Origin of the sequence: uncultured Tateyamaria sp. (assembly GCF_947496075.1) — a bacterium.
Taxonomy (GTDB): Bacteria; Pseudomonadota; Alphaproteobacteria; order Rhodobacterales; family Rhodobacteraceae; genus Tateyamaria.
On sequence record NZ_CANMBJ010000004.1, the window covers coordinates 816,864 to 832,166 of the forward strand.

14 protein-coding genes are annotated in these 15,303 nt (G+C 54.8%); 5 read left to right on the forward strand and 9 right to left on the reverse strand.

Annotated elements, in window-relative coordinates; genetic code table 11:
• Positions 1-96: 96 nt before the first annotated feature.
• Complete coding sequence (gene mutS, locus Q1A51_RS16375; protein WP_299601151.1) at positions 97-2,727, forward strand: DNA mismatch repair protein MutS; 2,631 nt, start codon at positions 97-99, stop codon at positions 2,725-2,727.
• Between the two features lie 34 nt (positions 2,728-2,761).
• Here mutS and Q1A51_RS16380 read toward each other — a convergent pair whose 3' ends face one another.
• Entirely contained in the window at positions 2,762-3,325 is a 564-nt protein-coding gene (locus Q1A51_RS16380) for a nucleotide exchange factor GrpE (protein ID WP_299600758.1), read from the reverse strand.
• A gap of 3 nt (positions 3,326-3,328) precedes the next feature.
• Complete coding sequence (gene hrcA / locus Q1A51_RS16385; protein ID WP_299600761.1) at positions 3,329-4,399, reverse strand: heat-inducible transcriptional repressor HrcA; 1,071 nt, start codon at positions 4,397-4,399, stop codon at positions 3,329-3,331.
• Positions 4,400-4,499: 100 nt separating this feature from the next.
• On the opposite strand from hrcA, the gene rph reads away from it, so the two are divergent.
• From rph to hemW, 3 genes are read left to right on the forward strand one after another with little or no spacing between them, the layout of a single operon-like run.
• On the forward strand, positions 4,500-5,213 hold the full coding sequence (gene rph, locus Q1A51_RS16390) for a ribonuclease PH (protein WP_299600764.1): 714 nt from the start codon (positions 4,500-4,502) through the stop codon (positions 5,211-5,213).
• Positions 5,210-5,821: an RdgB/HAM1 family non-canonical purine NTP pyrophosphatase gene (gene rdgB, locus Q1A51_RS16395; protein ID WP_299600766.1), complete on the forward strand. Its 612-nt coding sequence runs from the start codon at positions 5,210-5,212 to the stop codon at positions 5,819-5,821. Before rph ends, rdgB begins: the two co-directional genes overlap by 4 nt.
• A complete protein-coding gene (gene hemW / locus Q1A51_RS16400; RefSeq protein WP_299601156.1) occupies positions 5,814-6,959 on the forward strand; it encodes a radical SAM family heme chaperone HemW in 1,146 nt (381 codons plus the stop codon). Before rdgB ends, hemW begins: the two co-directional genes overlap by 8 nt.
• On the opposite strand, the gene Q1A51_RS16405 is transcribed toward hemW, so the two are convergent.
• From Q1A51_RS16405 to Q1A51_RS16435, 7 genes are all read right to left on the reverse strand, one after another.
• Positions 6,956-7,849 (reverse strand): ParB/RepB/Spo0J family partition protein, encoded by an 894-nt coding sequence (locus Q1A51_RS16405; protein ID WP_299600768.1) that lies wholly within the window; start codon positions 7,847-7,849, stop codon positions 6,956-6,958. The two genes, hemW and Q1A51_RS16405, sit on opposite strands and share 4 nt — an antisense overlap.
• A 1-nt stretch (position 7,850) precedes the next feature.
• Positions 7,851-8,660 carry an AAA family ATPase gene (locus Q1A51_RS16410; protein ID WP_299600770.1) on the reverse strand — a complete coding sequence of 270 codons (810 nt, stop codon included), beginning with the start codon at positions 8,658-8,660 and terminating at the stop codon, positions 7,851-7,853.
• Positions 8,653-9,264: a 16S rRNA (guanine(527)-N(7))-methyltransferase RsmG gene (rsmG, locus tag Q1A51_RS16415; RefSeq protein ID WP_299600772.1), complete on the reverse strand. Its 612-nt coding sequence runs from the start codon at positions 9,262-9,264 to the stop codon at positions 8,653-8,655. The genes Q1A51_RS16410 and rsmG overlap by 8 nt, the downstream gene beginning before the upstream one ends.
• On the reverse strand, positions 9,261-11,129 hold the full coding sequence (gene mnmG / locus Q1A51_RS16420; RefSeq protein ID WP_299600774.1) for a tRNA uridine-5-carboxymethylaminomethyl(34) synthesis enzyme MnmG: 1,869 nt from the start codon (positions 11,127-11,129) through the stop codon (positions 9,261-9,263). The genes rsmG and mnmG overlap by 4 nt, the downstream gene beginning before the upstream one ends.
• 4 nt (positions 11,130-11,133) lie before the next feature.
• Complete coding sequence (gene mnmE, locus Q1A51_RS16425; RefSeq protein WP_299600776.1) at positions 11,134-12,417, reverse strand: tRNA uridine-5-carboxymethylaminomethyl(34) synthesis GTPase MnmE; 1,284 nt, start codon at positions 12,415-12,417, stop codon at positions 11,134-11,136.
• 22 nt (positions 12,418-12,439) lie between these two features.
• Complete coding sequence (gene rho / locus Q1A51_RS16430; protein WP_299203324.1) at positions 12,440-13,711, reverse strand: transcription termination factor Rho; 1,272 nt, start codon at positions 13,709-13,711, stop codon at positions 12,440-12,442.
• A gap of 123 nt (positions 13,712-13,834) precedes the next feature.
• Entirely contained in the window at positions 13,835-14,281 is a 447-nt protein-coding gene (locus tag Q1A51_RS16435; RefSeq protein WP_299600778.1) for a CopD family protein, read from the reverse strand.
• Between the two features lie 410 nt (positions 14,282-14,691).
• On the opposite strand from Q1A51_RS16435, the gene Q1A51_RS16440 reads away from it, so the two are divergent.
• Positions 14,692-15,291 carry a Maf family nucleotide pyrophosphatase gene (locus Q1A51_RS16440; protein WP_299600780.1) on the forward strand — a complete coding sequence of 200 codons (600 nt, stop codon included), beginning with the start codon at positions 14,692-14,694 and terminating at the stop codon, positions 15,289-15,291.
• Positions 15,292-15,303: the final 12 nt, after the last annotated feature.

Sequence of the window (15,303 nt, forward strand, 5' to 3'; positions counted from 1 at the left end):
TGGCCTCTTAACCTGCCGGATGCCGCGCCTCAATCGACTTTGGCTTTTACTCGGGTCACACCGTTTGTAATGTCGCGCGACGAACAGGGGGATGTCATGTCAGTCACGCCGATGATGGCGCAATATCTCGAGATCAAGGCAGCGCATCCCGGTGCGCTCTTGTTTTATCGGATGGGCGATTTTTACGAGATGTTCTTTGACGACGCGGTTGCGGCAGCCGAGGCGTTGGACATCGCACTGACCAAGCGTGGCAAGCATGACGGCGCGGACATCCCGATGTGCGGCGTACCGGTGCATTCTGCCGAGGGGTATCTGCTGACTCTGATCCGAAAAGGGTTCCGGGTTGCCGTATGCGAGCAGATGGAAAGTCCGGCAGAAGCGAAAAAGCGCGGATCGAAGTCCGTCGTAAAGCGCGATGTGGTGCGGTTGGTGACACCCGGTACGCTGACCGAAGATACGTTGCTTGAGGCGCGGCGACATAATTTCCTCGCTGCATTTGCTGATGTGCGGGGCCAAGGGGCGCTGGCTTGGGTTGATATTTCGACGGGCGCATTTTCTGTCATGTCGCTCGATTTGGCTTTGTTAGGGCCTGAATTGGCACGTCTTGCGCCGTCCGAACTGATCGTCACCGACGCGAAGGAAGCCGATTTGCGCCCTTTGGTCGAGGAGTTCGGCATTTCAGTCACAACACTCGGCGGCGCGGCATTTGACAGCTCGGCCGGAGCGGAACGCCTGGGTGCACTGTTCAATGTGCAGACATTGGATGCGTTCGGAAACTTCGCACGGGCCGAAATCGGCGCAATGGGGGCGCTGGTCGAATATCTCGAGATCACGCAGAAAGGCAAACTGCCCCTGCTGCGCCCTCCTCGACAAGAGGTTCAGGCGCGAACCGTACAGATCGATGCCGCTACCCGTCGCAATCTTGAGCTGACATCCGCCTTGTCCGGTGGGCGCAGCGGGTCGTTGCTGTCTGTGATCGACCAAACCGTCACGGCGGCCGGTGCGCGCTTGCTGGAGCGGCGTCTGGCCTCTCCTTCCCGCGTGTTAGAGACAATTTCTGATCGCTTGGATGCGGTAGATTTTAGTGTTGAGCATACCAGTTTCACTCAAGCAACCCGGGACACGCTGAAGCGCGTGCCGGATATGGATCGCGCGCTATCTCGACTGTCCTTGGACAGAGGAGGTCCGCGTGACCTTGCTGCCCTCCGCAACGGCTTGGCGCAGGCGCAAACCTTGTTTGATACGCGTCCAGAGGAGATGCCGCCACTTCTGTCAGGCGCGTTCAAGGATTTGGCCGGTCATTCAGATCTGATTGATCGACTGGAAAATGATTTGGTGGCGGACCCTCCGCTTCTTGCGCGAGATGGGGGGTTCATCGCGTCAGGCTGCGACGAAGAACTGGATGAAGCGCGACAACTTCGTGACGAAGGCCGATCAGTTATCGCAAAGATGCAACAGGACTATGCCGCGCAATCCGGCGTCCAATCGCTCAAGATCAAACACAATAACGTACTGGGTTATTTTATCGAGGTCACGGCAACGCATGCGGACAAGATGATGTCGGCGCCGCTCAACGAAACCTTCATTCACCGCCAAACGACGGCCAATCAGGTGCGTTTCACCACTGTAGAGCTGTCCGATCTGGAAACCCGCATTCTGAACGCTGGCGGTCGGGCACTTGTCATCGAAAAGCGTCTCTATGAAAGGCTAAAGCTGTTAATTTTGGATCAAGCGGCCAAAATCAGCCAGACGGCAAGGGCCCTTGCCGAGATTGACCTGGCAACTGCACTTGCTGATTTGGCGACGTCAAAGAACTGGTGCAAGCCGGAGATCGACAGCTCACGTGCATTCGCGGTGGAGGGTGGACGTCATCCAGTTGTGGAACACGCCCTTTCGCAACAGGGTGGATCGCCATTCATCGCCAATGACTGCGAACTCAATTCAGACGACGGCGCAGCGGTTTGGCTTTTGACCGGGCCAAACATGTCGGGTAAATCGACATTCCTGCGACAGAACGCACTGATCGCAATTCTGGCACAGATGGGCAGTTTTGTTCCGGCCCGCTCTGCACATATCGGTCTGGTCAGCCAAATCTTCAGCCGTGTGGGCGCGTCCGACGATTTGGCCCGGGGTCGTTCAACCTTCATGGTCGAGATGGTGGAAACGGCGGCAATTCTGAATCAAGCGGATGATCGTGCACTTGTTATTCTTGACGAGATCGGACGCGGAACGGCCACCTACGATGGGCTGTCGATTGCATGGGCGACGCTGGAACATCTGCATGATGTGAACAAGTCGCGGGCGCTGTTTGCCACACATTATCACGAGATGACGGCGCTGGCTGGCAAGCTGAACGGAGTCGAGAATGCGACCGTGTCAGTCAAGGAGTGGGATGGGGAGGTCATCTTCCTGCACGAAGTTAAGCGCGGAGCAGCCGACCGATCCTACGGTGTTCAGGTCGCGCAGCTGGCAGGACTGCCTCCAGCAGTTATTGCCCGCGCCCGCGTTGTTCTGGATGCGCTGGAAAGTGGTGAACGCGAAGGTGGTGCGACACAAAAAACCTTGATCGACGATTTGCCTCTGTTCTCAGCAACGCCGGCGCCACAGCCTGTGAAAACGGTGAATTCGCCCGCGCTAGAGATGCTCGAAGACATTCATCCGGATGAGCTGACTCCGCGGGAAGCGCTCGACATCATCTACAAACTGAAAGACGCGGCCAAATCCTGACCGCGTCTCTGCTGTTTGTCAGATTGTTGAGACGTCAGCTTGCAGGCGTAGAAGACACGCCAACTTGCGCCGGGCGCAGCAGACGGTCGTGCAACATGAACCCTTCTACAGAGACCTGAATGATCTCTCCAGCCCTGGTACCTGGCACGGGCGCTTCGAACATCGCTTGGTGATGCTGAGGATCAAAGGTGTCGCCGACTTCGGGCGAAATCCGCTCAATCCCATGCTTCTTGAACACGTTCAGCAGCTCGCGCATGGTCAACTCGACGCCCTCAAGCAGCGCCGCAGACACTTCGCGCTGTTCTTCGGTCGCCGACTCAAGCGCACGCTTCATGTTGTCATAAACAGGCAGCATATCGCGGGCCAGTTTCGACCCGCCATAATTCTCGGCCTCGCGCCGATCTTTTTCAGACCGCTTGCGCGCGTTTTCGGCATCTGCCAACGCACGCATGAAGCGGTCTTTCAGTTGATCCCGCTCGGCACGCAATTGATCAAGCTCAAGCGCTTCATCATCAATTTCAGCCATCTCTTCGGCATATTCTTCTTCCGCGGCGATATCGATGTCGTCAAGAAAATCGTCGTTCTTGGGCTCAGCCATGTTTCACCTTTCATTGCGGTCGGTCAGCATCCGCCCGACCAGCTGGGCTGTGTAATCCACAATCGGAACGATCCGGCCATAGTTCAGCCGCGTGGGTCCGATGACCCCAACCGCTCCGATAATCTTTCGATCCGCGTTCATATATGGGGAAACCACCAAAGAGGAACCCGAAAGTGAGAAAAGTTTGTTCTCTGAGCCAATAAAAATGCGCACACCATCGCCGTCCTGGGTCAGGTCCAAAAATTCAGCGATATCCCGTTTACGTTCCAGGTCGTCAAACAGCGTGCGGATACGCTCCAAGTCTTCAGCTTGTGTCGATTCGTCGAGAAGGTTGGACCGACCGCGGACGATCAAGCGTTCGGGCGTGTCCCCCTCGCCTTCCCACTTGGCTAGCCCGCTTTCGACCAAGGCACGCGACAGCGCATCGATCTCTTGCCGACGATCCACGATCTCACGCTGAACGATGGTCTTCACCTCGCTCAAGGTTCGACCTTCGATGATTGCGTTCAGGAAGTTTGCTGCCTCGCGCATCGAGGATGGCGTTTGCCCGGGGGGCGGTTGAAACAAACGGTTTTCAACATGCCCATCTGCGAACACCAGGACAACCAAAGCTTGTTCGGGACCCAGCGGCACGAAATCCAAATGCTTGATTTCCGCTTCGTGTTTGGGTGTCAGGACCAGCGATGCGCCGTGGGTGACGCCGGACAAGGCAGAACCGACGCGGTCCAGCAAGCCGCTTACATCCCGTTCATTCGATCCAAGCGTCGCGTCTATCTTTTCCTTGTCCGAGTCGTCCGGGACTCCTACCTCCAGCAACCCATCGACAAACATGCGCAACCCGAGCTGTGTGGGGATTCGTCCGGCGCTGATATGCGGGCTGTTGAGCAGGCCCATGAATTCGAGGTCCTGCATTACATTGCGGATGGTTGCAGCGCTGACCTTTTCGCTGAAGTCACGGGTCAAGGTGCGTGAACCTACTGGATCCCCGGAATCCAGGTACCCTTCGACCACACGGCGAAACACCTCGCGTGAGCGATCGTTCATCTCGTCCAGAAGTTTCTGTGTATCGGTCATCGATTGGTATTAAAGGGCGCAGGTTTCAAAGGTCAATCGGGGTTGCCAGTGGGCACGGCCCAAGGCTATCCCCGTTTCATACATGAAATAAGGAAATCACATGCGCCCCTCCGGTCGAGAACTGAGCGAAATGCGGTCCGTTTCCATCGAAACAGGCTTTACCAAACACGCCGAAGGGTCGGCCCTGATCAAAGTGGGCGACACGCATGTACTGTGTACTGCAACGATCGAGGATCGCGTGCCTCCGTTCATCAAGGGATCCGGGCTTGGCTGGGTGACAGCAGAGTACGGAATGCTGCCGCGCGCAACCAACACACGGATGCGCCGGGAGGCGGCCTCGGGCAAGCAGGGCGGTCGAACTGTTGAAATACAAAGGCTTATTGGCAGATCTCTCCGGGCTGGGGTTGATCGCGTCGCCTTGGGTGAACGCCAGATCACTGTCGATTGCGACGTGCTGCAAGCAGATGGCGGTACACGTTGTGCATCCATTACAGGTGGCTGGGTGGCACTTAAACTGGCAGTGAACAAGTTGATGAAAGCCGGAGACGTAGTGGCTGATCCGCTGGTGTCCCCGGTCGCGGCTGTCAGCTGCGGTATCTATGCCGGTCAACCTGTGCTTGATCTCGATTATCCCGAAGACAGCGAAGCAGGCGTCGACGGCAACTTTATCATGACCGGTGACAAACAACTTATCGAAGTCCAAATGAGTGCCGAGGGAGCCACCTTTAGCCGCGATCAGATGAATGCGCTGATGGACCTTGCCGATAAGGGAGTCAGCGAGTTGGTGGCCATGCAACAAAGCGCAACCACATGACCCGACGGTTCGAAGGAGACCGAATTCTAGTCGCCACTCACAACGCCGGAAAGCTGGAAGAGATGGAGCAATTGTTCCAGCCTTTCGGAGTGCAGGTCGTTGGCGCGGCAGAAATGAAGTTACTGGAGCCCGAAGAAACGGAAACCACATTTGTTGGCAATGCCCGGATCAAGGCGGTTGCTGCCGTTAAGGCGACAGGTTTGCCAGCGCTTGCCGACGATTCCGGCATCGAGGTTGACGGCCTTGGCGGCGCGCCAGGCGTATACACTGCGGATTGGGCAGAAACGCCAAACGGCCGTGATTTCATGATGGCCATGACACGTACCCATTCCGAACTGATGGAACGCAGGGCAGCGCGGCCATGGACCGCACGGTTCTGCTCGACCCTTGTTCTGGCTTGGCCAGATGGGCACGAAGAAATATTTGCCGGGACGGTTGAAGGTACGCTGGTTTGGCCGGTGCGCGGTCAACTTGGCCATGGGTATGACCCAATGTTCCAGCCGATCGGCTATGATCGCACTTTTGCCGAGATGCCTTCGGATGAAAAAAATGCGATCAGCCACCGCGCGGACAGCTTCAAGAAACTGATTGCAGGCTGCTTTGGCTGAGGATTGGGAAGCGGGTGGCTTCGGCCTTTACATCCACTGGCCGTTTTGCGCGGCCAAATGCCCATATTGCGATTTCAACAGCCACGTCACTCAATCGGTGGATCACGATGCTTGGCGTGATGCCCTCGTGTCAGAGGTTGAACGCGTCGGCGTTCTGACGAAGACCCGCGTTTTGCGGTCCGTCTTTTTCGGCGGTGGTACACCAAGCTTGATGGCCCCGAAAACGGCCGAAGCCATACTTGATACCGTCGCAAAGACATGGCCGCTCGCCAATGATGTCGAGGTCACACTTGAGGCCAACCCCACATCTGTTGAGGCAGACAAGTTCGCCGCCTTTCGTTCTGCCGGTGTGAATCGGGTATCCATGGGCATACAGGCGTTGAACGATCCGGATCTGCGTGCGCTTGGGCGTTTGCACACAGCTGCCGAAGGTTTGGCTGCGTTTGACATCGCGCGCTCCACCTTTGACCGAGTTAGCTTTGATCTGATGTACGGTCGCCAAAACCAGTCTCTCACCCAATGGGAAGCAGAGTTGAGAAACGCCTTGGCCCTTGGGTTGGATCATGTGTCACTGTATCAGCTTACCATTGAACCAGGTACGGCATTTGGTGACCGGTACAAACGCGGAAAGCTGAGTGGCCTCCCGAATGATGATTTGTCGGCAGACATGTACAGCCTGACGCAGGATGTGTGTTCAGAGTTTGGAATGCCGCGATACGAAGTGTCGAACCATGCGAGGGATGGTGCGGAATCTCGTCACAATCTGATCTATTGGCGATACGGTGACTACGCGGGCATCGGACCCGGCGCACATGGTCGGCTGACGTTGCAAGGGCAACGACGAGCAACTGAGCAACCGCGAATGCCTGCAGCTTGGCTACGTGACGACAACAGAACAAACGAAGAAGTCTTGTCAGGCGTGGATCAGGCTGTTGAATTCCTGATGATGGGCCTTCGATTGGCGGAAGGCGTTGATTTGGATCGGTATACTCAACTGGCCAATCAACCATTGGACAGCACCCGGATAAGTGAGCTTGCCGATATGGGCCTTGTCACCCAAAGAGATCGTAGATTATCCGTTACAAATCAGGGGTTTAGTCTGTTGAACGGCGTATTGCGCGCCCTTTTGAATGACTAGGTAGAACTCAAACGCCGGCACAGGTCATCAAGCTGGTCCAAACTCTCGTATTGCAGTGTCAGAGTGCCAGATTCGCCGTCCGGCTTGTGCGTCAAAGACACCTTTACCCCCGTTGCCGCCGACAGATCATCTTCAAGAGCGCGCGTATCAGCGTCCTTATTTGGTGCTTTGGGCTTGGATGATCCCTTGAAGATATTGTCGCTGACATCTTCCGATGCTTTCTTAACAAGTGCTTCAGTTGCGCGGACGGATAGCCCCCCGGCAATCACCTTCTTGGCAAGCGCGCTGGGATCATCCGCAGTAATCAACGCCCGGGCGTGTCCAGCACTCAGGGAACCATCAACGACAGAGGCTTGAATGTCATTGGGAAGCTGCAGCAGCCGTAACAGGTTTGCAATATGGCTGCGCGATTTGCCCAGTGCCTCGGCCATCTTCTCTTGCGTATGACCGAAACGGTCCATCAGCTGCTTATAGCCAGCAGCTTCTTCGATGGGGTTCAGGTCAGCCCGCTGGATGTTTTCGATGATCGCCACTTCCAGGACTTCGGTGTCCGAGAAATCGCGCACCAGAACCGGAAGGTCGTGAAGCTGTGCTTGTTGCGCAGCGCGCCAGCGGCGCTCGCCGGCAACAATCTCGTACTCATCTCCGGCAGGCCGAACGATCAAGGGCTGCAAGACACCCTTTTCTTTAATGGATGCGACCAAATCCTCCAGCGGGCCAGCATCGAACTGACGCCGTGGCTGGTTTGGGTTGGGCTTGATCTTTTCGATCGGGATGCGTTGCTCGCCCGAGCCACCGGATGTGGTATCTGTCAAAACTGGTTCCGCAACATCTGCCATCAATGCAGAAAGCCCGCGCCCCAAACCACGTTTCTTGTCGTTGCTTGCCATGTCAGGCTCCTACTGCTGCGTTATTGGCGACCAGCTCTTTGGCCAGGTCACGGTAGGCGACCGCGCCTTTCGAAGTACTGTCGTAAGACAATACCGGCATCGCAAAGGACGGCGCCTCACTCACACGTACATTTCGGGGAATACGCGTCTTGAAAACGATATCGCCCAAATTGTCCCGTGCATCCTGTTCCACCTGCTGCGACAGGTTGTTCCTCGCATCGTGCATCGTCAGCACGACACCTTCAATCCGCAGACTGGGATTGCCCGTTTGTCGTACCTCTCGAACCGTCAGCATCAGTTGCGACAGCCCCTCCAACGCAAAAAACTCGCTCTGGAGCGGAACAAGAACAGAGTTCGACGCAATCATCGCGTTCACAGTCAAAAGGTTCAGAGATGGAGGACAGTCAATCAGGATGAAGTCAAACCCGTAAGCATCCATATCCGTTTGCCGAAGCGCATCATGCAAAAGAAAACTGCGCTTTTCATTCGAAATCAGCTCAATATCCGCAGAGCTCAGATCGACCGTTGCTGGCACAATGGCAAGATCGTCAATATCTGTAGCGAGAATGACGTCCTTCAGTGGGATGTCATCCAACAGCAGATCATATGTTGTATGCTCACGGTCCTCCATCTCAATCCCGAGACCGGTGGACGCGTTGCCTTGTGGATCCAGATCAACAACCAGCACACGATTGCCAATCTCCACAAGTGCCGCTGCCAAATTGATGGTCGTGGTTGTCTTGCCCACGCCTCCTTTTTGATTTGCAACAGAGATAATCTTGGGCCCGGGTGGGCGCGTCGGGTCAGACACGCGTAATATCCTTGATTTTGAGGACGACTGCTTCTGCGTTTGTTTTACTTGGCATCGCTTCGTATGAAAACCGCCAGTTTTGCTTTGCGGCTTCGACTTCTTCCTTCCACTGAGCGCCCTTCTGAAAAAGGCATAGTCCTCCAACTGCTAAGTGTGGTGATGCAAGAGAAAGCAGCGTGTCCAGGGGCGCCAACGCGCGCGCCGAAATGGTCGGTGCCTGCAAGCCTTCAACCTCTTCGATGCGGCGTGCCACGATTTTCATGGGCAGGTCCAACTCGCGCGCGCATGTCCGCAAGAATGTGGCCTTGCGCTGATCGCTTTCAACCAACAAGACCGAAGTATCCAGCCCATTCGATTGCGCAAGAATTGCAATAATTACGCCCGGCAGACCGCCACCACTTCCCAAGTCAACCCAAACTCCAGACCGCGGTGTGAAGACTTGTGCGCCATCCCAAATATGTCGCGCTTCAATATCAGAAATCGTCGATTTCGAAACGAGGTTGATCCTAGGGGTCCATTTGCGGATCAGATCTGCATATGTCTGAAACTTGTCGAGTGTTTCACGTGAAACACTCTCACCCCACCAATCCGGCGTCTGCATCATGCTGACATCTTTTCCAGAAACCTGATCCGCCCAAGAACAAGTGCAAGCGCTGCAGGTGTCATGCCATCAATGCGCGCTGCTTGGGCCAAATCAGCCGGTTGAACGCGCTCGAGCTTACTTTGGAGTTCTGCCGACAGGCCAGAGATAGCCGTGTAATCAAAGCCAACCGGGATTTTCAGAAGTTCATCTTTCCTCAGTCTTTCAACATCCTTCTGCTGGCGCGCAATATAGTTTGCGTAAAGCGCATCGCGCGCAACCTGCTCTTGGATGGGCTGCGGAAACTCCAAGATGTCGGGTACAAGCCCTGCCAGTTGCTCAAAAGTCACGTTTGGAAAGGCTAACACCTGAAATGGCGTTCTTTTGGTTCCGTCCTGATTGATCCGAATACCCTGAGCCGCAATTTGCTTTGGTGTGAACTCAGTTTCGCTGAGGAGGTCCCTCATCGACGTAAGCTGTTCGTTCTTGCGCGCATAAGATGACATGCGCCTATCCGACACACACCCCAAATCGCGGCCAAATTCAGTCAGTCGCTGATCGGCATTGTCAGCGCGCAGCGAAAGCCGAAACTCGGCGCGGGATGTAAACATACGATACGGCTCAGCAACACCGCGCGTGGTGAGATCGTCGATCATCACACCGATATAGCTTTGATCGCGGCGGAAGTGCACTGGCTCGACACCCTTGACGCGACGCACAGCATTTAGACCAGCCACAAGACCTTGTGCTGCTGCCTCCTCATAACCTGTCGTACCATTGATTTGCCCTGCCAAGAACAAGCCAGGCACATCTCGGACAGAAAGGTCAGCGTTCAGCGCTCTGGGATCCACATAGTCATATTCAATCGCATACCCTGGCTGCAAAATCTTTGCCTGCTCCAAGCCTGTCATCGATTGCACGTAGTCGACTTGTATCTCAGCCGGGAGAGATGTTGAAATTCCGTTGGGATAGATTGTGTGGTCATTCAGCCCTTCGGGCTCCAAGAACACTTGATGGGACTCTTTGTCGGCAAACCGCACAATCTTGTCTTCGATAGACGGACAGTATCTTGGTCCAACCCCCTCGATATGACCGCCATACATGGCAGATCGATCAAGATTCTCCCGGATGATGTCGTGTGTTCTGCTGTTTGTATGCGTTATCCCGCAAGAGATTTGTCGGAGGGGCGCGGTTGAGGACAAAAAGGAAAAGAGCGATGGATCATCATCGGCCTCTTGCCGATCCAACCCATCCCAATTGATCGTGCGTGAATCCAGCCTTGGTGGCGTGCCCGTTTTCAGCCGCCCCGTGGGAAGTCCAAACCCGTCAATTCGATCAGCAAGGGGGACTGAGGCATCATCCCCCATACGCCCACCGGAGTACGACTTATCACCAATATGAATCGTGCCACGCAAGAATGTGCCCGTGGTCAGAATAACAGCTTCAGCTGAAATCTCTGACCCATCTGCCAGACACACACCTGAAACAACGTCGCCTTTCATGAACAAATCAACCACTTCGCCCTCAACAATTGTGAGGTTTTGTGTGGTTTGCATCATCTTAAGCATGGTTTCCTGATACACAGCACGATCCGACTGTGTGCGAGGGCCCTGAACTGCGGGCCCTTTGCGCCTATTTAAAAGACGAAACTGAATTCCGGAAACATCAGCAACACGGCCCATGATCCCATCCATTGCATCGATTTCACGAACAAGGTGCCCCTTCCCCAGCCCACCAATGGCTGGATTACAAGACATCACGCCGATTCCCGATACTTTCATGGTGACCAAGGCAGTCGAGGCGCCCATTCGTGCCGAAACATGGGCGGCTTCCGTTCCCGCATGCCCACCGCCAATGACAACCACATCAAAATGTTTCACGTGAAACACTCCATCATTTACCTAAGCAAAAGCTCGAGAATATCTCATCCAGCAGATTCTCAACATCAACCCGACCAACCACAGCTTCCAAGGACCGAATCGCAACCCGCATTTCCTCTGCCGCAATATCATAGTGTTCTGGCCCGACACCAACCAACGCTGATGCAGAAGACAGCGTCGACAAGGCTTTTGTCATCGCGGCGCGGTGCCGTTCATGAGTGAGCAGTCCAGCATTCCGCGCTCGTTCGGATAGCGTGGCAGTGACACTTGATACAAGCTCATCCACACCATGCCCAGTGAGCCCAGAGATCGCTGGCACATCGTCGTTTCTTTGATCCGCCTTTGGAGCCAGTACAATATCCCCTTTTGAAACAGGAACGCTCAGATGCTCCCCTGGCTCAGCAAGGAAGATCCGCAACTGCGCGGCACTGGCACGCGAAATTGCCCTTGCTATCCCTTCCGCCTCAATCTCATCGCCAGAATCCCGTAATCCGGCTGTGTCAAGCAAGGTCACCGGCAGTCCACCAAGGTCCATACGGACCTCGATTATATCTCTTGTTGTGCCAGCGACCTCAGACGTTATCGCAGCATCGCGACGCGCCAGCGCATTCAACAAAGTCGACTTTCCAGCATTCGGCGCGCCAACAATGGCCACTTCAAAGCCTGTTCGAATTCGTTCTGCAGCGCTAAAGCCATTCAGCTGATTGGAGATGTCTTTTTCAACAGCCGACAAAAGGCTTTGAACCTCGGGCGTAACATCAACCGGCACCTCCTCGTCAGCGAAGTCAATTGTTACTTCGATCAGCGCTGCGGCTCGGATCAACTGGCTACGCCACGTTTCAATGCGCTGCCCCAGCTCACCTGACACTGTGCGTAACGCTTGCTGCCTTTGTGCCTCGGTTTCAGCTTCAATCAGATCTCCAAGACCCTCAACTTGCGCAAGGTCCATCTTATTGTTTTCAAGCGCACGACGCGTGAATTCACCCGGCTCCGCCATCCGCGCATTGCACTTCCCAAGTTCACGAAGCACGGCAGAGATAATGGCGATGCTTCCATGCAAATGAAACTCAACCACATCCTCGCCTGTAAAACTGGCCGGCGTGTCGAAAACAAGGATCAGTGCTTGATCAAGCGTTTCACCAACGTCATCGCGTAGGATACGCACCACAGCTTGCCGGGCCCCGGGCAGCGACCCGCACAGCTGCTCAGCACAAGACTTGGCTTCCGGTCCCGAAATACGAATGACCGCAACACCTGCACGACCCTGCGCCGTAGCAAGGGCAAAGATTGTATCCATCCCCCTACCTCCGGCCGACAGATCAGGTGTTCATGGAATCGAAGAATTCACTGTTTGTCTTAGTCTGCTTGAGTTTCGAGATCAGGAACTCGATCGCATCCGTTGTCCCCATCGGGTTTAGGATACGACGCAAAACAAAGGTTTTTGTCAGGTCGTTCTTGTCGACCAACAAATCCTCTTTCCGTGTGCCAGACTTGAGGATGTCGATGGCTGGGAACACGCGCTTGTCTGCAATCTTGCGATCCAGGACGATTTCCGAGTTACCCGTGCCTTTGAATTCTTCAAAGATCACTTCGTCCATCCGGCTACCCGTATCGATCAGAGCCGTCGCGACAATGGTCAGCGATCCACCTTCCTCGATATTCCGCGCCGCGCCGAAGAACCGCTTGGGGCGTTGCAGGGCATTTGCATCCACACCACCGGTCAGAACTTTACCAGACGACGGCACCACAGTGTTGAAAGCCCTACCAAGTCTTGTTATCGAATCCAGCAAGATCACAACATCTCGTTTGTGTTCAACCAACCGCTTAGCTTTTTCGATAACCATCTCAGACACGGCGACGTGGCGCGTGGCAGGTTCATCAAAGGTCGAACTGACGACTTCGCCCTTGACCGAACGCTGCATGTCCGTGACCTCTTCAGGCCGTTCATCGATCAGCAAAACGATCAGGTAGCACTCCGGGTGGTTCTTTTCGATGCTTGACGCGATGTTCTGAAGCAAAACCGTCTTACCCGTCCGTGGTGGTGCCACGATCAAGGAACGCTGCCCTTTCCCGATAGGTGAAACCAGGTCGATAATCCGCGCCGACCGATCTTTGGTCGCGGGATCGTCTGTTTCCATCGTCAAACGCTCATCCGGATACAGCGGCGTCAGATTGTCAAACGCGATCTTGTGCCTGGCCTTTTCCGGCTCTTCGAAGTTGATCTTCGTCGCATTGGTTAGGGCAAAGTAGCGTTCATTGTCGTCAGGGGCCTTGATCACCCCTTCGATCGTGTCGCCAGTCCGCAGCGAGTACTGGCGGATCATATCGGGCGAGACATAAATGTCATCAGGACCCGGAAGATAGTTTGCTTCGGGCGAGCGCAGGAAGCCAAAGCCGTCTTGTAGAACCTCCAGCACACCGTCGCCGGAAATCTCCCATCCCTCGTCCGCGCGTTCGCGCAGGATTTGGAACATCATCTCGCCCTTCCGCATGGTCGAGGCGTTTTCGATTTCCAGCTCCTCTGCCGTGGCGAGGAGGTCTTTAGGGCTTTGCGCCTTGAGTTCAGCAAGGGCGAGGCGTTCTGCGGTCATGGGAATACTCTTGGCCCGCTTGGTTCAAGCGGTGCGCGTCCAGTCAATTATAAAAGCTGTGTGCGGTCCCCGAACGGGGTGCGATGTTGCAGATAGGGGCTGTCGCGTCTTAAGTCAACGGTTTCAGAATTTCACGACCACGGACAGAACGATCAGCACCATGAGAAGCGTGGGCACCTCGTTCATCATTCGATACTGCCGCCCCGTCTTAATTGGTCCACCTGCTGTGAACACCTTGCGTTGCGCGGACAACCAACCATGGAAGCCAGACATGGCGAGAATGCCAAACAGCTTGGTCCAAGGCCACACAGCACCCCAATCGATCACACCAGGGATCAAAGCGAGAAGAAGACCAAACACCCATGTTGCGATCATGGCCGGGTTCATGATCACCTTGAGCAGCTTGTATTCCATAGTTTGGAACAGCGCATGCGTCTCACCCTCCAACCCGACACTTTCAGAGTGGTAGACATAGAGGCGGGGTAAATAGAACAACGCCGCCATCCATGCGATAACCGACATGATATGGAACGCTTTGATCCATGGATAAAAGGTTATCAGAAAATCCATGATAGTCCGGCCCTCTGTGTTCCGACCCACCCTTATAAATAAATAAGAGAAAGAAAAAGGATGATGATTTTGTAGGGTGCCGGATTTCTGTGGATTACTAATTTTCCCAAAGGTTTGTGCACAACTTGATATGTTTGTCCTCAAAGATGCACAAGGATTGAACATCTCAGAAAATAAAATTAAAACAACAGCTTAAGCTACAAATACGCAAATCAAAGGGATGGAAAAACCTGTGGGTAACACCAGACAACACCTGTTGCCCTCAACATGTCATTTGTTCTTTCGCACTTGGGAAGGCTCGTGGTGAATCTGGCTCAAGACGTCAGGTACCTCATGTGATCCCGATATCTGGCTTGCTTTCACATGTTTGATCCCGCAGTTCACAAGGTGTGACACACAAGGATATCCACATGATCACCCCCATCGTTCTTGCTTCGGGCTCCAGCATTCGGGCCCAATTGCTGCAAAACGCGGGGGTTGAATTCGAAGTCATGGTGCCTCGAATAGATGAAGAAGCGGTTAAAGCTGCCTTGATCGCCGAGTATGCGTCACCGCGCGACATCGCCGATGCGTTGGCCGAAATGAAGGCGCGCAAGGCGGCTGACAAACGGCCGGACGCCATGGTCATTGGATGCGATCAGGTTCTTTCTTTCGACAGCGGGCTTCTGTCGAAGCCGATTGACCGGATGGATGCCGCCGCGCAACTGCGTGCTATGCGGGGACAGCGCCACATGCTGTTGTCGGCAGCTGTCATCTATCATGACGGCAAACCCATCTGGCGTCATGTGGGACAGGTCCGTTTGCGCATGCGAAATGTGTCCGATGCGTATCTTGATGGATACATCGACCGGAATTGGGATGACATTCGTCACTCAGTTGGCGCATATCAACTAGAGGCCGAGGGGGCGCGCCTGTTCCACAGCATCGAAGGGGACTATTTCAACGTCCTTGGGATGCCATTGTTGGAGCTTCTGGCGTTCCTGACGCTGCGCGGTGTGATCGACGGATAATCAAAGGCATGC

What these genes read in the sequence shown, in the direction of transcription:
- rho (WP_299203324.1), bottom strand. Translation starts at nt 13,711, where the DNA reads ATGACCGCAGAACGCCTCGCCCTTGCTGAACTCAAGGCGCAAAGCCCT.
- hrcA (WP_299600761.1), bottom strand. Translation starts at nt 4,399, where the DNA reads ATGACCGATACACAGAAACTTCTGGACGAGATGAACGATCGCTCACGC.
- mutS (WP_299601151.1), top strand. Translation starts at nt 97, where the DNA reads ATGTCAGTCACGCCGATGATGGCGCAATATCTCGAGATCAAGGCAGCG.
- Q1A51_RS16440 (WP_299600780.1), top strand. Translation starts at nt 14,692, where the DNA reads ATGATCACCCCCATCGTTCTTGCTTCGGGCTCCAGCATTCGGGCCCAA.
- rph (WP_299600764.1), top strand. Translation starts at nt 4,500, where the DNA reads ATGCGCCCCTCCGGTCGAGAACTGAGCGAAATGCGGTCCGTTTCCATC.
- Q1A51_RS16405 (WP_299600768.1), bottom strand. Translation starts at nt 7,849, where the DNA reads ATGGCAAGCAACGACAAGAAACGTGGTTTGGGGCGCGGGCTTTCTGCA.
- rdgB (WP_299600766.1), top strand. Translation starts at nt 5,210, where the DNA reads ATGACCCGACGGTTCGAAGGAGACCGAATTCTAGTCGCCACTCACAAC.
- Q1A51_RS16380 (WP_299600758.1), bottom strand. Translation starts at nt 3,325, where the DNA reads ATGGCTGAGCCCAAGAACGACGATTTTCTTGACGACATCGATATCGCC.
- rsmG (WP_299600772.1), bottom strand. Translation starts at nt 9,264, where the DNA reads ATGATGCAGACGCCGGATTGGTGGGGTGAGAGTGTTTCACGTGAAACA.
- Q1A51_RS16435 (WP_299600778.1), bottom strand. Translation starts at nt 14,281, where the DNA reads ATGGATTTTCTGATAACCTTTTATCCATGGATCAAAGCGTTCCATATC.
- mnmE (WP_299600776.1), bottom strand. Translation starts at nt 12,417, where the DNA reads ATGGATACAATCTTTGCCCTTGCTACGGCGCAGGGTCGTGCAGGTGTT.